Raw genomic sequence first — 16,430 nt, 5'->3', positions numbered from 1 at the left:
TGGTTTTTTATACTATTTATTCTTTTTTATTTTCTTTAGTCGTTTTGGTTTTAATTATTTCGATTAAAAACAAAAAAGTTAACTTGATAGTTGCATTGCCATTTTTGTTGGTTGGTGTAGTGAGTACTTTTGATCGATTAACTAATTACTTTAGTTGATGAAATGAATAGGTGAAATTTGGTGTGCGATGCCTCAGTCTCGGTTGGCACACTTCCATTCCTATCATAATATGAATGAGCAGTTTAAGTTGTGTACTACTTAACTCGCTCTCTAGAATCTGATGCTGTGACATTGTAAAATATCAAGGGATTTAATTTTGTCTGATCTTAAGAGGTTTTATGCTGAGACACATGGTGTTATTTGTTATTTTTTGTGTTTTAGTTGCTTGTACAAGCTCTCACAACGAATCTATTTCAATAACTCAATCAAATAAAAAAACTGCTGATGATGCCTTTTTAATGGAGCTTCAGAACAACAAAGAAGAATTAAAGCGCTTGGTCTCTATGGAACAAGATCTTAAAATTTTAATAGCTGCATTATCTGAACAAAGTGATTTACAAAGCCTTCCAGCCTCCTTGCGAAGCAAACCAAAAATTGAACAACACAAAACAAATAAAAACCTTTATTCAAAAACTTCAGACACAAAAAAATTGCATGGATATAAGCTTAGTTTACAACCGGTATTCAGTGAAAGCAGTGCTCAAGTGCAACTTAATATGGTTTATACACATCTACCTAAATTAGATACTCTTTTAACTAGCTCAATATTAAAACTAACCCATAGGTCACAGAGTAGGTTTGTGCCTACTTTAATGACTGTAAAAAACAGAGATGATGCAACTAAGCTCTGTGCCTTTATTAATAACATTGGCGTATTGTGCACAGTTGAAGAAAATAGATAATAAACTAAAGTACTAAATTTAGAATTATAGCTCTTTTCTGTTATATTGATTCTTCTCAAGAAGCTATTACTATTTTCTTGATTGTTATCAAAGAGTTTAAAGGAAAACGAAAACTCATTAGATTAACAGGGCGCTTATTAGCATTTAATTAAGGACACGGTTATGACAAAAAATTTTATCGCTCTTTCATTAGGGTTATCTCTTTCATTTTTCACTATCTCATCGTTCGCAAGCACACAGACTCAAAATGTTGATGCAAAAGTAATCGTTCAAAACACTTTTAAGCTTGAAGTAAAGCAGACGTTAGACTTCGGCACAGTAAGGGCCGTATCAAAGGCATCTTCAGCGGCAGCATTAAGTGTACCGGCTAATCCGAATTTACAAATTTCAACAACGGCTGCTGGCGGCTCTGATCCAGCTATTATGGATATTTTAGATTCTGCCTCGGCACAACCTGCTCAGCTTACAATCGCAGAGGCCACGAAATATACGCCATTAACGATTGAATTGCCAGATGTTGGTACGACACCGGTAGAGCTTGCGACAACGGGACCTGGTACAACTCCAGTGTTTAAGATCACCGCATTTACGCTTTATGCCACCGTGGGGCAAAACGCCAACCAAGACATCGCTATAACGACAAACCAAGGCACTATAACTACTGATGGTACAGGTAACGCAGAGTTTAACTTAGGTGCGACGCTGACGACTGATGATATTGATGGAGAATACGTAGATGGTGAATATACAGGTACAGTTGCTGTTACGGTAAGTTATTAATTTAAGGTCAGTCATTGGTTAGAAGTATATTTTTGCTTTCTTTAGTGAGCACATCAGTATTCGCTGATGTGCTTGAATCACTTGATTTTGGCACCATAGTTGTCGCAAGTAATGACAGAGTAAGTACCCTTAAATTGCCTACTAATAGTGCTATGTCATCAACCAATGACATACATATTATGGAAAGAGGCCATCCTGCAAGGCTCTTCTTTGAGGCTTTGCCGGCCAATACCTTAATTAGCTTTAGTAGTTCAAATATGAATTATGAGTTAAAGGGAAGTGTGGCATCATTTTCTATTAACCAATTACTATTCAAGCCTACGGTTCAGACTAATGCATATGGTGAGATTGAGCTAGTTATCGGCGCAATTTTACAAACCTCCGGGGACGGAGCTATATATAGTGACGGAGAGTATCAAGGCTCTGTCAGTATTGAACTCTCATACTAACTTCTCGATTTTAAGGCTATAACCTTGTTTAGATACCTTTCAGTTTTATTTATATTTTTAGCATGCCTTTCATCTTCGTTTGCTGCGAGTGCAAATATTTTGATTTCACCCACCAGAGTCGCTTTCGAAGAAAGACAAAGAGCAGAGCGATTAATAGTGGTGAATAACTCAGATAAAGTGCAGAGCTACCGATTATCTTGGCAAGAAAGGGCTGCTTTGCCTGAAGGAGGGTATAAAAGCCTAGAGGGTACGCATGATAAATCTTTAAGTTCAATGGTGAGAATGAGCCCAAGCCAAATACGCTTAGCACCAGGTCAAAAACAAATTATTAAACTCTCAGTGCGACGAACTAAAACACTAGCGCCGGGAGAATACCGCTCTCACTTATTATTGAGTGCCTTACCTCTTGAGCAGACATCTGCGGGTATAAAGGGCATTAATATAGACATACAAGTTAATTATTCATTACCCATTATTTTACGAGTCGGAAGAGAAACACCTGTTGTTTCATTGGCAGGGCTTGACCTTAAGCGAGCAGAAGAAAACGATACACTTAAAATCTCAATGGTAAAGCAAGGTCACTTTAGCAGCTTTGGAAAGGTCGAGGCTTTTTTTACACCAAGCGGGAAAGCTGAAAAACAGCGAATTGGAATCATTGAAAATTACAGTATCCATTCAGAGCTTGAGCGGGCTTTATTACAAATGACACTCCTTGATGGATATCGTTTATCTGGTGCTGGCAAACTTACGCTTAAGTACTCAGGACAAAAAGAATATCAGGGAGAGGTATTTTTCGAACAGCAAATTGATATTAACTAATCATCATCTCTTTCGTGCGCTTTTATTTGCCTTATCTCAGTATCCTGTTATTGGTTTCTTCTGTTATATCAGTTGAGGCCTCGACTGATGTACGCTCAGTGATCAAGTTACTGAGCTCTATACAAAATACCTTATCGGATGCAAAGAACACCAAGACAAGCAAACAAATAGATGCCCAATCAGGAGAGCATATTCCAGTCGGTGAAGTGCTGTTTTTATCAGCAAATTTAAACCAAAACTATATTGGCGAGCTAACGGCGATTAAAAACCCGCATGCGTATTATGTTGAGCTAGAGAGCTTTATAGATTTATTTTCTCTGCCAATATCTTATACAAACAATAAAGCTGAAGGCTGGTTTAAAGATCCTGATAATAGCTTTTTACTTGACGCTGAATCATCTCAGTTAGTGCTTAATAGTGAAAAGCAACAGCTTGGGCAGACCGCACTGTTGTTTGAGAGTGGGTCACTTTATGTTGATATTCGCCAGTTGCAAACATGGTTTGATTTTGAATTAAGCACAGACTATGTTCAGCAGTCTTTAACAATCAAAGGTAAAGGCTATTTTCCTGTTGAACAAGCACTAGCCAGACAAGCTCAGCAAATTAACACTACGTCTTCGCAAGGTGGTGCTTTATTTCCTGAGATTGATAGTAGTTACCAAGCCCTATCAACTCCTTTATTCGATTTAAATACACGTTATCGATATTCTGATAATGATCACTTATTAAGTTATGCACTGACGGGCTCAAACGAATTAGCTTATTTGCGGTCGGAATATTTCTTATCTGGAGAGAGCGGAGATCTACTTCAAGATTCAAGGCTTACCTTTAGTCGTCAATCTCCTCAAGGTGCACTTTTTGGCTTGAATGCCAGTGAAATTAAATTTGGAGATATTCAACCTATCATATTTGGCGAGCGTGCAATTGGTAGTTTATCGCAAGGGGTGAGCTTAACGAATGCTCCTCTGCTAGCAAAAACGAGCTCAGGGCGTGTGTCAATTAATGGAGCTGCAGACGATGGCTGGGATATAGAGCTATATCAAAATGGCATCTTAATAGATCAAAAGCTTGATATTCAAGCTGGTGTGTTCTTTTTCGACAATATTGAACTCTTGTTCGGTGAAAATATTTTTGAAGTCATTAAGTATGGGACCGAAGGCCAAGTTGAAAAATACACTGAGCGCTATTTCAGTGAGGGTGTCGAAGAGGTAGGACAGAGCACCTATGCTATTTCAATCAATAGAGATGGCAAGCGTGTCTTAAGTGATACACAAAATGGTTTTGATGTCGGTGAAGTGAGACTTTCAGGTCGATTCGAACATGTTTTCTCTCATCAATTAAGTGCTTATGTCGGGGCTTCAAGATTTACCGAAGAGGCTAAAGTAACTCAGGAATTTGCGTCAGGGTTAAGTTATAAACCCAATGGAAAGATGTTGTTCAATTTGTCACATCAAGGTCGTAACTCTGAAAATTATTTGAGTGAAGCCACAGCGAGGTTGTTAGTATCAGAGCAACGCCTCAGATTCGCATTAAGCAGAGAACGCTTTTCTGAGGTCGCTGTGAATACGCTTAAGGCTACCCTTGCTGGTGATATTTATAAAAAACAGCGCACACGATTAAATTATTTAACTAGTCTTGAAGTGACAAATACGAATGAAAAGCGCGCAACTCGGTTGAGTCAAAATATTAACTTTCGCTTTTCAAAATATGCTTTGGGTAATCAACTTGACTGGTATTGGCGTGGGACAGATGAGTATGGCACTGGGAACTTAAATTTTAAAGCTAATTTAAGACGTTCATATGTCAGGTTTAACCTTGGTTATTATATCTACCCAGAGTTGAAAGTAAGTAATTACTCAGCTGACTTTATTCGCAACTTCAATAATACCTTAAGAGGGCAACTCAGGTTTAAGCGCGCCGTTGATTCAGGCCTCGAAAGCACCGAGCTTGGGCTTAACTTCTCTTTTGATGACTTTATTTTAAACATGTCAGCGCAATATGACAGTGATGACGATTGGCAGCTACAACTGTCTACTAGGTTTAGCTTTGGTTATAACCAAATGAATGAACAGTTTTTTGGCTCTAAGCAAAGGCTCTCAGATAAAGGCACCATTATTGTTAGAGTTTTCTTTGATGAAAATGACAATGGCATCTTTGATGACTCAGAAACGCCTTTAGAAAATGTCACAGTAAGAGCCATACAGTCGTATCGAAAAGCAAAAACAGATGAGCGGGGCGTGGCTGTTTTAGCTGGTGTTATGGCAAATCGTCGCACTGATATTGAAGTCGTCGAAACCAGTTTTACAGATCCTTTCATGTTGCCAGCTAATGAAGGTTACTCTCTTACGCCGAGGGCTGGGGCAATGGCGTCATTAGATATTCCAGTCGTATATTCCGGTGAAATTGAAGGTGTTTTATACCATGAAAATGGCAAACCGGTTGCGCACACTAAGCTGATATTAAAAGATAAGCATCAAACAGTCGTGGCTGAAGCGATTTCTGAATTTGATGGCTATTACTTGTTCACAGATCTTAGACCAGGAGAGTACGACATCTTTATTGATGAACATAAGTTAGAAACAAAGCAGCTAGGGTATAACACGCAAGCAAAAGTGACATTGTCACCGCGTGGTGATGTACTTTCAGATGTTAATATTCAGCTCAAAAATTTACAGCGCTATTCAGGTTACGTTGCAGTCGTTGGTCAGTTCAATAATTTAGATATTTTGAAGGCGTACTGGCAGCTTGTGAAAAATAAATGGCGCAACATACTGGGTGTCTCGCCGTTTTTTATAAAACAAAACGATGGTGCATGGTTGTTGTCTGTTTCATATGATCATGACGATAAAGATAAAATCACTGCACTGTGCGTAGATGCAGTAAGTAAAGGGTTACCTTGTGAGGTTAAATATGTTCAGTTCACACAATAATAAATCGCAAATAAAGGCATGCTTCTTACTTTTAGTGTGTACAATTACGCTTAATGGCTGTGCTTCAATGTCCAAAGAGCAGCAAGCAAGCTCAAACGGTCAAACAGTCACTTTAACTCAGCAGGAGTATTTGCAACTAAAAGAAATGGCTCGACAATGGCAAGAAAACAAGGCTGGCATAGACCGCTTACTTGCCTATGAGCAAACTTTGGGTGTGTTAGTTCGTGATTTGAATCGTCTTGTTGCAAATAATGATAAAGCAAATTTCACTTTGGCCGATAAGAATCAACATAAGCAAGGTAAAAGCAAAGCGTCATCGCGTAAGCCTAACAGTGCAGCTATTTCGCAATCACCAGTGTCTGGTAAAGACAAAAAAGAAGAGGTCGTTATTTCTCTTTTCAAGGCAGATAAGCCTGTTCGAGAACAGGCATTGGTTTTGAAGCAGCCTGCTCAGGGCACAGTTACGAGCCAAAAACCTAGCAACAACTTATTAACTGCAAAATATTCTGTGCAGGTTGCGTCTGTAACCAGCATGCAAAAAGCGAAACGAGTGTATGAAATATTAAAAATAAAGTTAGCAGGTTATGACGAAGTAATACAAGTGGCGAAACTTGAGCTTAAACAAATTGGTCAGCAACAATTTTATCGACTCAAATTTGGTGCGTTTGCAACAAAAGAACAAGCACAAGCAGTCTGTTCGCAATGGCAGAAATATCAAGTGAGTTGTTTTGTTTCACAGTTTGGCGGCCTTAATCAAAGAGATTGGCTGTAGTTTCTTGTGGCGTGATTCTTGCTTTTACAAAGAAAAGAGTTATGCGGAGTTGTCATGCGCCTGTGTATATTAGCCCTGCTCACGTTATTAAGTGGCTGCCAGTTATTAAATGAAATTAAACGAGAAGAAGAACTAGCTAACCCCAAGGGGGTAGAGGGGTCATTACCTATGGAGGTAAAGGGCATGTCTAGTTTCTCACTTCATCAATATACCAGTAACTTAGCTTCACAGTTATATAGAGGTGAGGCGGGCAGATTGAGAAATGCCAGCATTGCCGTAATGAGCTTCACTATGGCAACTGAGTTGGGGCAAAAAACTGCCGTTCAACAAAGCAGTGGCTTGAGCCAGCAAATTCAAGAAAGTCTGATAACCCAAATGACGCAATTGGGTTACAGCATGGTTGAGCATAGACTGAGTAATTCAATCACTGTCAGTGAACATCATGAAGATATGCTGACTCGAGATCTCAATAGCCTTCGAACTCGTCAAAACATTGACTACGTGATCCTTGGTACGATCACACGACAAGAGCATGCAAACATGATTAATGCACGCTTGGTTAACGTGCTTAACGGGCAAGTGATATCAGCAGCTTTCACCGAGGTGCCGATTAATGTCATGTGGACAGACGAAAAAGTACAAATGCGCAACGACAAACTATACCGAGCAGAGTATTAATTAGGAGCAGAACATGAAAGCACTGTTAACATCATTATTAGCATTATCTGTTGTGGGCTGCGCTGCAATGCAAGAGAGTTATGAAAGTAATGCGCAAACTATCCATTCGAGCAAAGTAACGCGTAGTATTCAGTCACCTCTCAATACCAATCAGTTTTTCCAAGCAGAAGCCCCAGATCAAAAGCAAATGTTTGGCGCACATAATGGTCCTAAGAAAAACATCAACCATTATGTTCGCGGCATGATGCAAGACTTAGCGTCGAACTTAAAATATGTAAATCAAAACACGCCATTGGCTGTTGCCAGTTTTGTATTTTTGGATGATAAGTACGACGAGGGTACGCTACTGGGTAACCAGATCTCAGAAAGCTTTATGCATGAACTTTATCAATACGGCATTCCTGTTATCGACTTCAAAACAACTGACTACATGCGCGTCACGCCAAAAGGCGATTTCGTATTCAGTCGTGATTATCTAGAACTAGATGAAGAGCAAAACTTTCAGTATGTGATGGCTGGCACTTTAGTCAATCACAAAGGGGGTGTATTAGTTAACATCCGTGTGGTTGGCTTGCAAAGTAAAGCTGTTGTGGGTTCAGCCCAAGGTTTAATTCCTCAAGCCGTATTAGATGCGCTAGGTAGTAGCGAGCGCACTGACGGTATTATGCTGAAATCGAGCGCGCGATAGGGGACCCTTATGAAATCTCTCATTTTGCTTTCAGTGCCAATTGCATCACTTATGTTATCTGGCTGCAGTTTATTAATGGGACAGCCAACCATGAGCCAATCAGTAGTTGTGATGAATGAGCAGTCAATGGCCATTGATGAGATGACTGCTCAAATGCAGCCTGAGCCTGAACTCGAAGAAATGCAGCAAACCAAGCCTGATTATGTGCCAATGAACCATTTTGTAAAACTTGACAATTATGTGGAGCAGATGGCCATTGAGTTATCTGATTTACTGAGTGAAACACAGAATATGTCGACAGAACTCGCTGTGGCTTCATTTGTTCGTTTAGATGGCACGTTGCAAACCAGTGATCAGTTAGGAAACCAACTAGCTGAAACATTTATGCATCAACTTCACCGTTTTGGCTATCAAGTTGTCGATACTAAACTAATGGATAACGGACATATTTCTCGTACGGGTGATTACGTATTCAGCCGAAAGTCTAAAACAAAGTTTAACTCTGATGATGCTGAATACGTGCTGTCAGGTACTATGCTTTATCGTGAGAAAGGGGTGCGAGTGAATGCGCGTGTTATGTCACTTGAAAGTAAGAAAGTCATCGCTACATCAAGCAAAATGATCCCTTGGTATGTTTTAAGGTCTGAAAACATTTTGGTGTCTACACGATAAACTAAATTGAATTCTGGTCGCTAAAATATTAGTTTAGTAAGCCCAGTGGGCTTGAATCTGATCGATTAGCTATATATGATAAATATCAATGGCTTGGCCTCTTAGTTAAATGGATATAACGACCCCCTCCTAAGGGGTAGTTACAGGTTCGATTCCTGTAGAGGCTGCCAGTAAACTTCTTTTATTCTTCCCGTATTTTTATCCCGAAATATGCTACAGTCATGCTCTTCAAAAAGGAGTACCGTGTGATTGAAGTAAAAAATCTTACCAAGAGCTTTGCAAATAAAATCGTTTTTCAAAATTACTCAAGCGCTTTTAAAGCAAATAAGCTGTGTATTGAAGCCGAAAATGGCTTGGGGAAAACAACGTTATTTACCATTATTGCTGGCCTTGATCCACATTACAGTGGAGACATTTTATTAGATGGCGAAAAGGTTGTGCAATTACAAAATCAGGTTGCTATAGCTTCAGATAAAATCCCTTTTCCTACCTTTTTAACAGCGAAACAAATATTAACGCTCACACAATCTAGTTGGAAATGTGCATGGCCAGATACGCTTTGTGAGATGTTACACTTCAATCAGTTTCTCGATACTAAAGTGGGTGAGCTGTCATCGGGTAATCAAAAGAAACTGCAATTAATTAATGCCATGATGCGTCACTGTGATTATTTAATTCTAGATGAGCCGAGTGCAGCGCTTGATGCCGATAGTGTAAAAGCGTTACTTGCGTGGATTGAGCAGTATAAAGGGCAATTAATAATTAGTTGTCATGAGCCAGAACCCTTCGTTGAAATTGGCTTCGATAAACAACCTTTGTTTGCAGAGTAAGCGTTATGAAGCATTACTTTTCATACCGCCATCAGGCATTTAGTCTTGCCATAAGTGAGCTATTTAAACAGCTTCAGCAGTTTGTGCTTATGCTCATGACAATGTTTTATATTTTTTTACCAGGGCTTATTGCGGGCTTATTTTTTGGCTTAGGTAAAATTGTACAAAGCAGCAGTGAAGTGGTCAGTATGCAAGTCGGTTTGGCATACTTAATTTTTCAGTCTTTGTTACTGACTGTGTTAAAACCTGCGATTTTAGATCTAAAACATCGCACTTTTCATATCACATTACTTAAAAATAAGTTGCCGCAAATACTCAGTGATATTACAGCTTTAATGATGTGCCATCTGTTGTTTGGCTTGAGTGTGTTCTTAATGATATCAATGGGAGCGGACAAGCTAAGCCGTGCACCACATTATATTGCATTTGCCTTTACTCAGCTTAGCTTTGCGCTTGTATTAATGTATAGACCTGCAGCAGTCATCTGGGCAAGTATGCTCGCATTTTCTGGCCTATTCGTTTTTGAATCAACTTTGGCATTCTTTTTAGTGCTAAATGCATTGCTATTAATTTCATTATATTTACCAAAACGGCTCAATTGTTCTTATCACATAACTATCACACCCTGGACATTTTGGCTGAGCTATTTTAAAGACAACATTTGGTCACTCACTTGGCGCTTTACTATGAGCGGCCTAGTGTTTTGGGCGGTTTTTATAATAGTGACTGAGCGTTCTGATCTTGTGCATTGGTATGCATTAGGTGGTGCATTAATAAACCAGCTATGGTGGTCAAGTTTATTTATAGAGACGAACCAGCATGTTCGAGAGCATCAGCTATTTTGGAAGAGTTTAAATCAGTTCACGCAAATAAAACGAACTCAGTATATGTACTTGATTGCGTTATCTAGCATGTTGACTTTACCTATGCTTAGCCTTTTTTCATCGCATTTGAGTATGTGGATGAGCTTATTGATCACGCCTTTTGTGCTAATATTTTGTAAGAATAGGCCGCAATTTATGGCTGTGGTCTGGGCTTCATTGGCAATTAGTTTCATCATGCTAATGGTCATCTTCTAATATGAATTTATGCAATTGAATTTAAGGCCCGAAAGGGTCTTTATTGTTTTTAAATAATAATAATTCTTAAAACGGGTTTTAGCAGCTCAAGAAATAGTGTATTTTAGATATGTTATATTGTATCAATTTTAAACCAATTCTTCTTGAGGCACTGATGTTTAAGTTATCACCCGTAATGTTGCTACTTTCAGCAGCACTTCCTTATAATGCAATTGCAAACCAAGTTTCAGGCACTGTTTTAGATAAGAATAATCAACCAGTTGCTAAAGCTAAAGTTTCTATTATGGGCAGTTTGCAAACTGTTGAAACTAATTCAAAAGGTGAATTTGTTTTAGCTGACATAAAGCCTGGAAAAGTAGAATTACATGCAGCAGCTTCTGGCTTTGCACATTTTAACTCGAGCTACGACTTAACTGAATCAGGGTTAAAAAATATAAAAGTGTCGTTGACACCTTCAGCTATTGAAGTGATTGACGTGGTTGCAAGTCCATTTCATGCATCAAACATGGAGTCAGCGACGCCAGTGAGTGTTTTATCAGGTGATGCGCTTCGTAATCAACAGTCTGCAACTTTAGGTGACAGCTTAGCCAAAGAGGTGGGTGTACATACTAATTTCCATGCTGGCGTGGCGAGCACACCAATTATCCGCGGCTTAAGTGGCCCTCGTGTTTTAATTACCCAAAATGGCTTAGATGTTAGTGATGCTTCTCGTGTTGGCCCAGATCACTCAGTGTCATCAGAAGCATCAACAGCTGAGCAAATTGAAGTGCTTCGAGGCCCTGCAACCTTGTTTTATGGTAGCGGCGCAATAGGTGGTGTTGTCAATGTTGTTGATAAGCGTGTGCCAAGAGATATCGAGCAATCTGGCGAGTGGCTTATAGAGCATGACTCAGTAGATAATCAGAAACTAGCATCGGTAAATATTAATGCTGGTAGCGATAATATCGCAGTACATTTTGATGGTTTTTATAGAGAGTCAGATGACTACAAAGTACCAGTAACAGATGAGCAAGGCAGCGATAAAATTGCCAATAGTGGCGAAGAATCAAAAGGTGCTACAGCAGGTGCAAGTTATATCCTAGATAATGGTTATGTGGGTGTATCTGTTGGTAAGCTAGAACGTGAATATGGCATTCCTGGACATAGCCATGGTGATGAAGAAGTGCCTGTGTTTGCTGAACTTGATCAAGACAGGATCCAGTTATTAAGTGAGCTGCAATTTACAGATAGCCTCATTGATAGCTTACACACACGTGTTGCTTACACAGATTATGAACATGCTGAAATAGAGCATGGAGTAGTGGGTACTATTTTCGCTAATGAAACAGTTGAAGCAAAGTTTGATGCACTTCATCGTGATATGAATGGCTGGCGAGGTGGCTTTAGTCTTCATTATAAGCGCAGTGATTTTTCAGCGCAGGGTGCTGAAGCATTTACGCCGCCTTCAGAAACTGAAACTCTGGCTTTTGCTTGGATGGAAGAGCGTCATTTTGACGATGTTTTATTACAGCTAGGAGCACGAGTTGAGCGTGTAACTCTTGATGCACCAAAAGTAGTGTTGCCTGAAGTCGAGCTACATATGCATGATGACCATGACCATGACCATGACCATGACCATGACCATGACCATGACCATGACCATGACGCCGAGGGTCGCGTTTTCGCAGTCGATCAAGAGTTTAATCCTGTTAGCCTGTCTGCAGGCTTAGTGTGGGACTTTACGCCGGGGTATAACTTAGGTGTATCGGTTTCTCGCTCTCAACGTGCACCTTCAGCTGCTGAACTATTCTCATTTGGGCCTCACATCGGCACTCGTACTTTTGAAGTTGGTGCAATGTTTGATTTGCACGAAACAGAAAATGTGCACTTTGATTTTGATACAAAACAGAGTGTTGAGCTAGAAACGGCGAACAACATCGATCTAACTTTTAGAAAGCTTGAGGGAGATTTTGGTGTTGTAGTCAATGTGTTCTATAACAAAGTTGATAATTACTATTATCAGACACCGACAGAATTTTTTGCGCCAAGCGGTCATGAACATCATGATCACAGTGAACATGGTGAACATGGTGAACATGGTGAACATGGTGAACATGGTGAACATGGTGAACATGGTGAACATGGTGAACATGGTGAACACGACCATGGCGATCATGAAGGTCATGATGAACATTCTGATGAATTACCTGTATATGTATTCAAAACAGATGATGTCACCTTATATGGTTTCGAAGCACAATTTGCTTGGCAAGTAACGAGCGAGCTAAAAACTGAGTTTTTCACTGATTATGTGAATGCGAGTTTAGATAAAGGTGGTGATTTACCTATGATCCCACCACTGCGTTTTGGCACTAAATTTAACTATCAGACAGGTCAATTCAGTGCAAACCTAGACGTTATTCGCTATCAAAAGCAAGATAAGATTGCCTACCTTGAGACAGCCACAGATGGATACACTATGGTTGATGCGTCTATTGCCTACCATTTGCCAGTTGGTGAGCATGAAGTTACTTTCTATGCAAAAGGTCACAACCTGACAGACACAGAAGCGAGAGTACATAGCTCATTCTTGAAAGAGTTAGCGCCACGACCTGGCAGAAGTTTCGCTCTGGGTGTTAGAGGCGTCTTTTAAGTAAACTATCGATTGCGGTACCTAGTGTAAACTCAACCGCTAGGTATCGTTTTTAGAAAATAGGACAAGGCAATACATAATGAGAGATTTAACCAGTAAGTTAGACAAGTTTGCTATCAGTTTTTCTGCACTCTGTGTGGTGCATTGCTTGCTACTTCCTCTAATTACGGCACTTTTACCAGCAGTGAGCGCGATGTTTTTCAGTGACGAGTCGTTCCATCGTTGGTTACTTTTGGGGGTTTTACTGACTAGCTTAGGAGGCCTTACTTTAGGGTGTAAAAAGCACAAACAATGGCAGCTATTTGGATATGGTTCTTTAGGTATAACTGTCCTTTTATTTGCTGCTTTTTTTGCACACGATTTAATGCCTGCAGAAGGCGAGAAGTTACTAACTATTTTTGGCAGTTTAATCGTCGCTTTCAGTCATTATAAAAACTTTAATGCGTGCCAAACTGGAAAGTGTCACTAATCTGAAACCAGACCTACAAGTAAACGAAGAATTAAATATAAAAAACGCCAGCATTTGCTGGCGTTTTTTATATTAGTAGCAAACTTATGCTGCGCTTGAGTTCGTCTCAGTCACGCGAGCTTTGCCAGCTAATAAGTCAGCTGGGTCAAAGTCATCTACGTTAATAACTGCAAGACGTTTAACTTCAACAGCTGCAAGCTTGTCAGCTTCATCTTTAGAGATAATACCTGCTTCAAGTGCATCTGCAGCCACTTTGTCTAATTGCATGAATGGTATTTTCTGACCTTTTGCACGACAAATCTTATCGAACAATGGCTCAATATCTAAGATATCTTTGAGCGTTTGTTCTTGTTTGCCAATAAGGTTTAACGGTTCATCAGTTGTGTAGATGTGTGCTGCTAAACGATTACGAGCATTATTTGGTGTTTGCAGTAAATGCGCTACTTTTTGCTCTAGCTTATCGGTTGGCTTGCGAACAGGGCGACCGAATGGGAATAGCATTAATTTAAGCGCAAAACGCAGTGGTGCAAATGGCATATTGTTGATCAGATCTGCTAATGCACGTTGACATAGGTATAAGTGTTCTTGACAGCTCCACTGCACAAACGGAAGGTCTTCAATTTGACGGCCTTCATCGTTGTAGCGTTTTAGTGTTGCAGATACTAGGTATAAATAACTTAGTAAGTCACCTAAACGAGCCGAGATACGTTCTTTACGTTTTAGTGAGCCACCAAATACAGCCATACAGATATCAGACATGAATGCTAAAGCTGCACTAAAGCGCGCTGCGTTACGGTAGTAATCAGCTGTTTCGTCATTGAAAGGTACTTTCGTAAAACGCGCACCAGTTAATGCAAGCCACTTAGTACGCACAAGGTTCGAAATAGTGAAACCAATATGGCCCATTAGCGACTTATCAAAGCTGTTAAGCGCTTCGCGTTTGTCTTCCATTGACACTGCATTAAGCTCAGCAAGTACGAATGGGTGACAGCGAATAGCACCCTGACCGTAAATAATCATATTACGAGTCAGGATATTTGCACCTTCAACGGTAATCGCAATTGGAGCGCCTTGGTAGCCACGGCCTAAATAGTTGTTAGGACCTAAACAGATACCTTTACCACCATGGATATCCATCGCATGCTTGGTAGAGTCGCGCATCTGTTCAGTTAAATGGTATTTAAGAATAGCTGAAACAACAGATGGCTTTTCACCTAGATCGACTGCACCTGTCGACATTGTAACTGCAGCGTCAGTGCTGTAGGCATAACCACCTAATTTAGCCAATGCTTCTTCGATACCTTCCATTTTACCTATTGGTAACTTGAACTGGCGACGAATACGGCTGTATGCACCACTCGCAAGCGCTAACGACTTGATGCCACCTGTAGAGTTTGAAGGCAGTGTGATAACACGACCCACAGATAAACACTCAACCAGCATACGCCAGCCTTGACCAGCCATCTTTGCGCCACCAATGATGTAGTCGATAGGCACGAAAATATCTTCACCTTGCGTTGGACCATTTTGGAATGGCACATTCAGAGGGAAATGGCGTCGGCCAATTTTAACACCTGGTGTGTTAGTTGGAATTAGCGCACAGGTGATACCAGGCTCTTTGTCATCACCTAGTAAACCATCAGGGTCACGTAGTTTAAACGCTAAACCTAATACAGTCGCAACAGGGGCAAGCGTGATGTAACGCTTATTCCAAGTTAAACGAATACCTAACGTTTCTTCGCCATTCCATTCGCCTTTACAAACCACACCGAAATCAGGAATTGAAGAGGCATCAGAACCCGCTTCAGGAGACGTTAATGCGAAGCATGGAATTTCATCACCTTTGGCAAGGCGAGGAAGATAATGGTCTTTTTGCTCTTGCGTACCATAGTGCTGTAGTAGCTCACCCGGACCTAAAGAGTTTGGTACACCAACAATTGAAGATAGAAGGGTCGATTTACTGGTTAGCTTTTGAAGCACACAAGATTGCGCATAAGCTGAAAATTCAAGACCGCCATATTGCTTCTTGATAATCATCGCGAAGAATTTGTTGTCTTTTAAATATTGCCAAACGTCTTCTGGTAGATCTGTTAATTCGTGCGTTGCTTTCCAATCGTCAAGCATGGCACATACTTCTTCTACCGGGCCGTCTAAGAAAGCTTGTTCTTCAGGCGTTAAACGAGGTTTAGGGTATTGGTGAAGCTTACGCCAGTCTGGGTTGCCGCAGAATAAATCTGCTTCCCACCAAGTAGTACCCGCATCGATTGCAGACTTCTCGGTTTCTGACATAGTTGGTGTGACCTTTTTAAATGCTTTGAAAAGCGGGCCACTGATATACTGTTGACGAATATTACTTAGTGATAAAGGCAATACGATAGCTAAGAAAATTAGCCAAGTTAAAGCACCAAATGCACCAGCAATAGTACCGACTAGCAAGGTTGCCCCAGCTACCGCTACACAGCTATGCCAGCTAGCTCTATGATAGCTAGCGACACTGAGTAGCGCGATTAAAATTAATACAAAAATCAGAGTCATATTGTTTTCCTTGTTATGGTGGTCTGACCACTAAGTCTTAGACTAGCTCTAACTGCTAATGATTGCAAGTCATCTGATGAGTTTGAAATTTGCACGATTTAGTGGTTTTGTCCAGTTATCTGGCCAATAAAGCAGCCTAATCAAAGTCACTGAGTCGCAATTTATTGATACCGCGGTTACAATGCGCTTTTGCAG

14 protein-coding genes and 1 tRNA gene are annotated in these 16,430 nt (G+C 40.3%); 14 read left to right on the top strand and 1 reads right to left on the bottom strand.

Going from position 1 to position 16,430, the window contains the following annotated elements; all coding sequences use genetic code 11:
• Positions 1-338 precede the first annotated feature (338 nt).
• The 14 genes from ACGHEH_RS01270 to ACGHEH_RS01205 all read left to right on the top strand — a co-directional run bounded on the left by ACGHEH_RS01270 (position 339) and on the right by ACGHEH_RS01205 (position 13,700).
• Positions 339-902, top strand: a complete 564-nt coding sequence (locus ACGHEH_RS01270; RefSeq protein ID WP_390441076.1) for a hypothetical protein — start codon at positions 339-341, stop codon at positions 900-902.
• Between the two features lie 162 nt (positions 903-1,064).
• The gene (locus ACGHEH_RS01265; protein WP_390441073.1) at positions 1,065-1,682 is read left to right on the top strand and encodes a hypothetical protein; all 618 of its coding nucleotides are present in this window, start codon (positions 1,065-1,067) and stop codon (positions 1,680-1,682) included.
• Positions 1,683-1,696: 14 nt separating this feature from the next.
• Positions 1,697-2,131 (top strand): hypothetical protein, encoded by a 435-nt coding sequence (locus ACGHEH_RS01260; RefSeq protein WP_390441071.1) that lies wholly within the window; start codon positions 1,697-1,699, stop codon positions 2,129-2,131.
• A 99-nt stretch (positions 2,132-2,230) separates the two neighbouring features.
• On the top strand, positions 2,231-2,950 hold the full coding sequence (locus ACGHEH_RS01255) for a molecular chaperone (RefSeq protein WP_390441069.1): 720 nt from the start codon (positions 2,231-2,233) through the stop codon (positions 2,948-2,950).
• A 98-nt stretch (positions 2,951-3,048) separates the two neighbouring features.
• Positions 3,049-5,880 carry a hypothetical protein gene (locus tag ACGHEH_RS01250; RefSeq protein ID WP_390441067.1) on the top strand — a complete coding sequence of 944 codons (2,832 nt, stop codon included), beginning with the start codon at positions 3,049-3,051 and terminating at the stop codon, positions 5,878-5,880.
• Positions 5,861-6,652 carry an SPOR domain-containing protein gene (locus tag ACGHEH_RS01245; protein WP_390441065.1) on the top strand — a complete coding sequence of 264 codons (792 nt, stop codon included), beginning with the start codon at positions 5,861-5,863 and terminating at the stop codon, positions 6,650-6,652. Before ACGHEH_RS01250 ends, ACGHEH_RS01245 begins: the two co-directional genes overlap by 20 nt.
• A 54-nt stretch (positions 6,653-6,706) precedes the next feature.
• Positions 6,707-7,330, top strand: coding sequence for a FlgO family outer membrane protein (locus ACGHEH_RS01240; protein ID WP_390441063.1), 624 nt, complete (start codon positions 6,707-6,709; stop codon positions 7,328-7,330).
• A gap of 13 nt (positions 7,331-7,343) precedes the next feature.
• On the top strand, positions 7,344-8,018 hold the full coding sequence (locus ACGHEH_RS01235) for a FlgO family outer membrane protein (protein WP_390441061.1): 675 nt from the start codon (positions 7,344-7,346) through the stop codon (positions 8,016-8,018).
• A gap of 9 nt (positions 8,019-8,027) precedes the next feature.
• The gene (locus ACGHEH_RS01230; RefSeq protein WP_390441059.1) at positions 8,028-8,690 is read left to right on the top strand and encodes a FlgO family outer membrane protein; all 663 of its coding nucleotides are present in this window, start codon (positions 8,028-8,030) and stop codon (positions 8,688-8,690) included.
• Positions 8,691-8,785: 95 nt separating this feature from the next.
• Positions 8,786-8,860, top strand: a tRNA-Arg gene (locus tag ACGHEH_RS01225).
• A gap of 75 nt (positions 8,861-8,935) precedes the next feature.
• Positions 8,936-9,520, top strand: coding sequence for an ATP-binding cassette domain-containing protein (locus ACGHEH_RS01220; protein ID WP_390441057.1), 585 nt, complete (start codon positions 8,936-8,938; stop codon positions 9,518-9,520).
• Positions 9,521-9,525: 5 nt separating this feature from the next.
• On the top strand, positions 9,526-10,599 hold the full coding sequence (locus ACGHEH_RS01215) for a DUF6136 family protein (RefSeq protein WP_390441055.1): 1,074 nt from the start codon (positions 9,526-9,528) through the stop codon (positions 10,597-10,599).
• Between the two features lie 154 nt (positions 10,600-10,753).
• Complete coding sequence (locus ACGHEH_RS01210) at positions 10,754-13,231, top strand: TonB-dependent receptor (RefSeq protein ID WP_390441053.1); 2,478 nt, start codon at positions 10,754-10,756, stop codon at positions 13,229-13,231.
• Positions 13,232-13,310: 79 nt separating this feature from the next.
• Positions 13,311-13,700 (top strand): MerC domain-containing protein, encoded by a 390-nt coding sequence (locus ACGHEH_RS01205; protein WP_130255750.1) that lies wholly within the window; start codon positions 13,311-13,313, stop codon positions 13,698-13,700.
• Positions 13,701-13,784: 84 nt separating this feature from the next.
• On the opposite strand, the gene fadE is transcribed toward ACGHEH_RS01205, so the two are convergent.
• Entirely contained in the window at positions 13,785-16,235 is a 2,451-nt protein-coding gene (gene fadE, locus ACGHEH_RS01200) for an acyl-CoA dehydrogenase FadE (protein ID WP_390441051.1), read from the bottom strand.
• Positions 16,236-16,430: the final 195 nt, after the last annotated feature.

It is taken from the genome of Pseudoalteromonas sp. MTN2-4, assembly GCF_042848605.1.
Classification (GTDB): Bacteria; Pseudomonadota; Gammaproteobacteria; order Enterobacterales; family Alteromonadaceae; genus Pseudoalteromonas.
The sequence above is the reverse complement of the archived record's forward strand: the minus strand, read 5'-3'. Positions and strand labels throughout refer to the sequence as shown.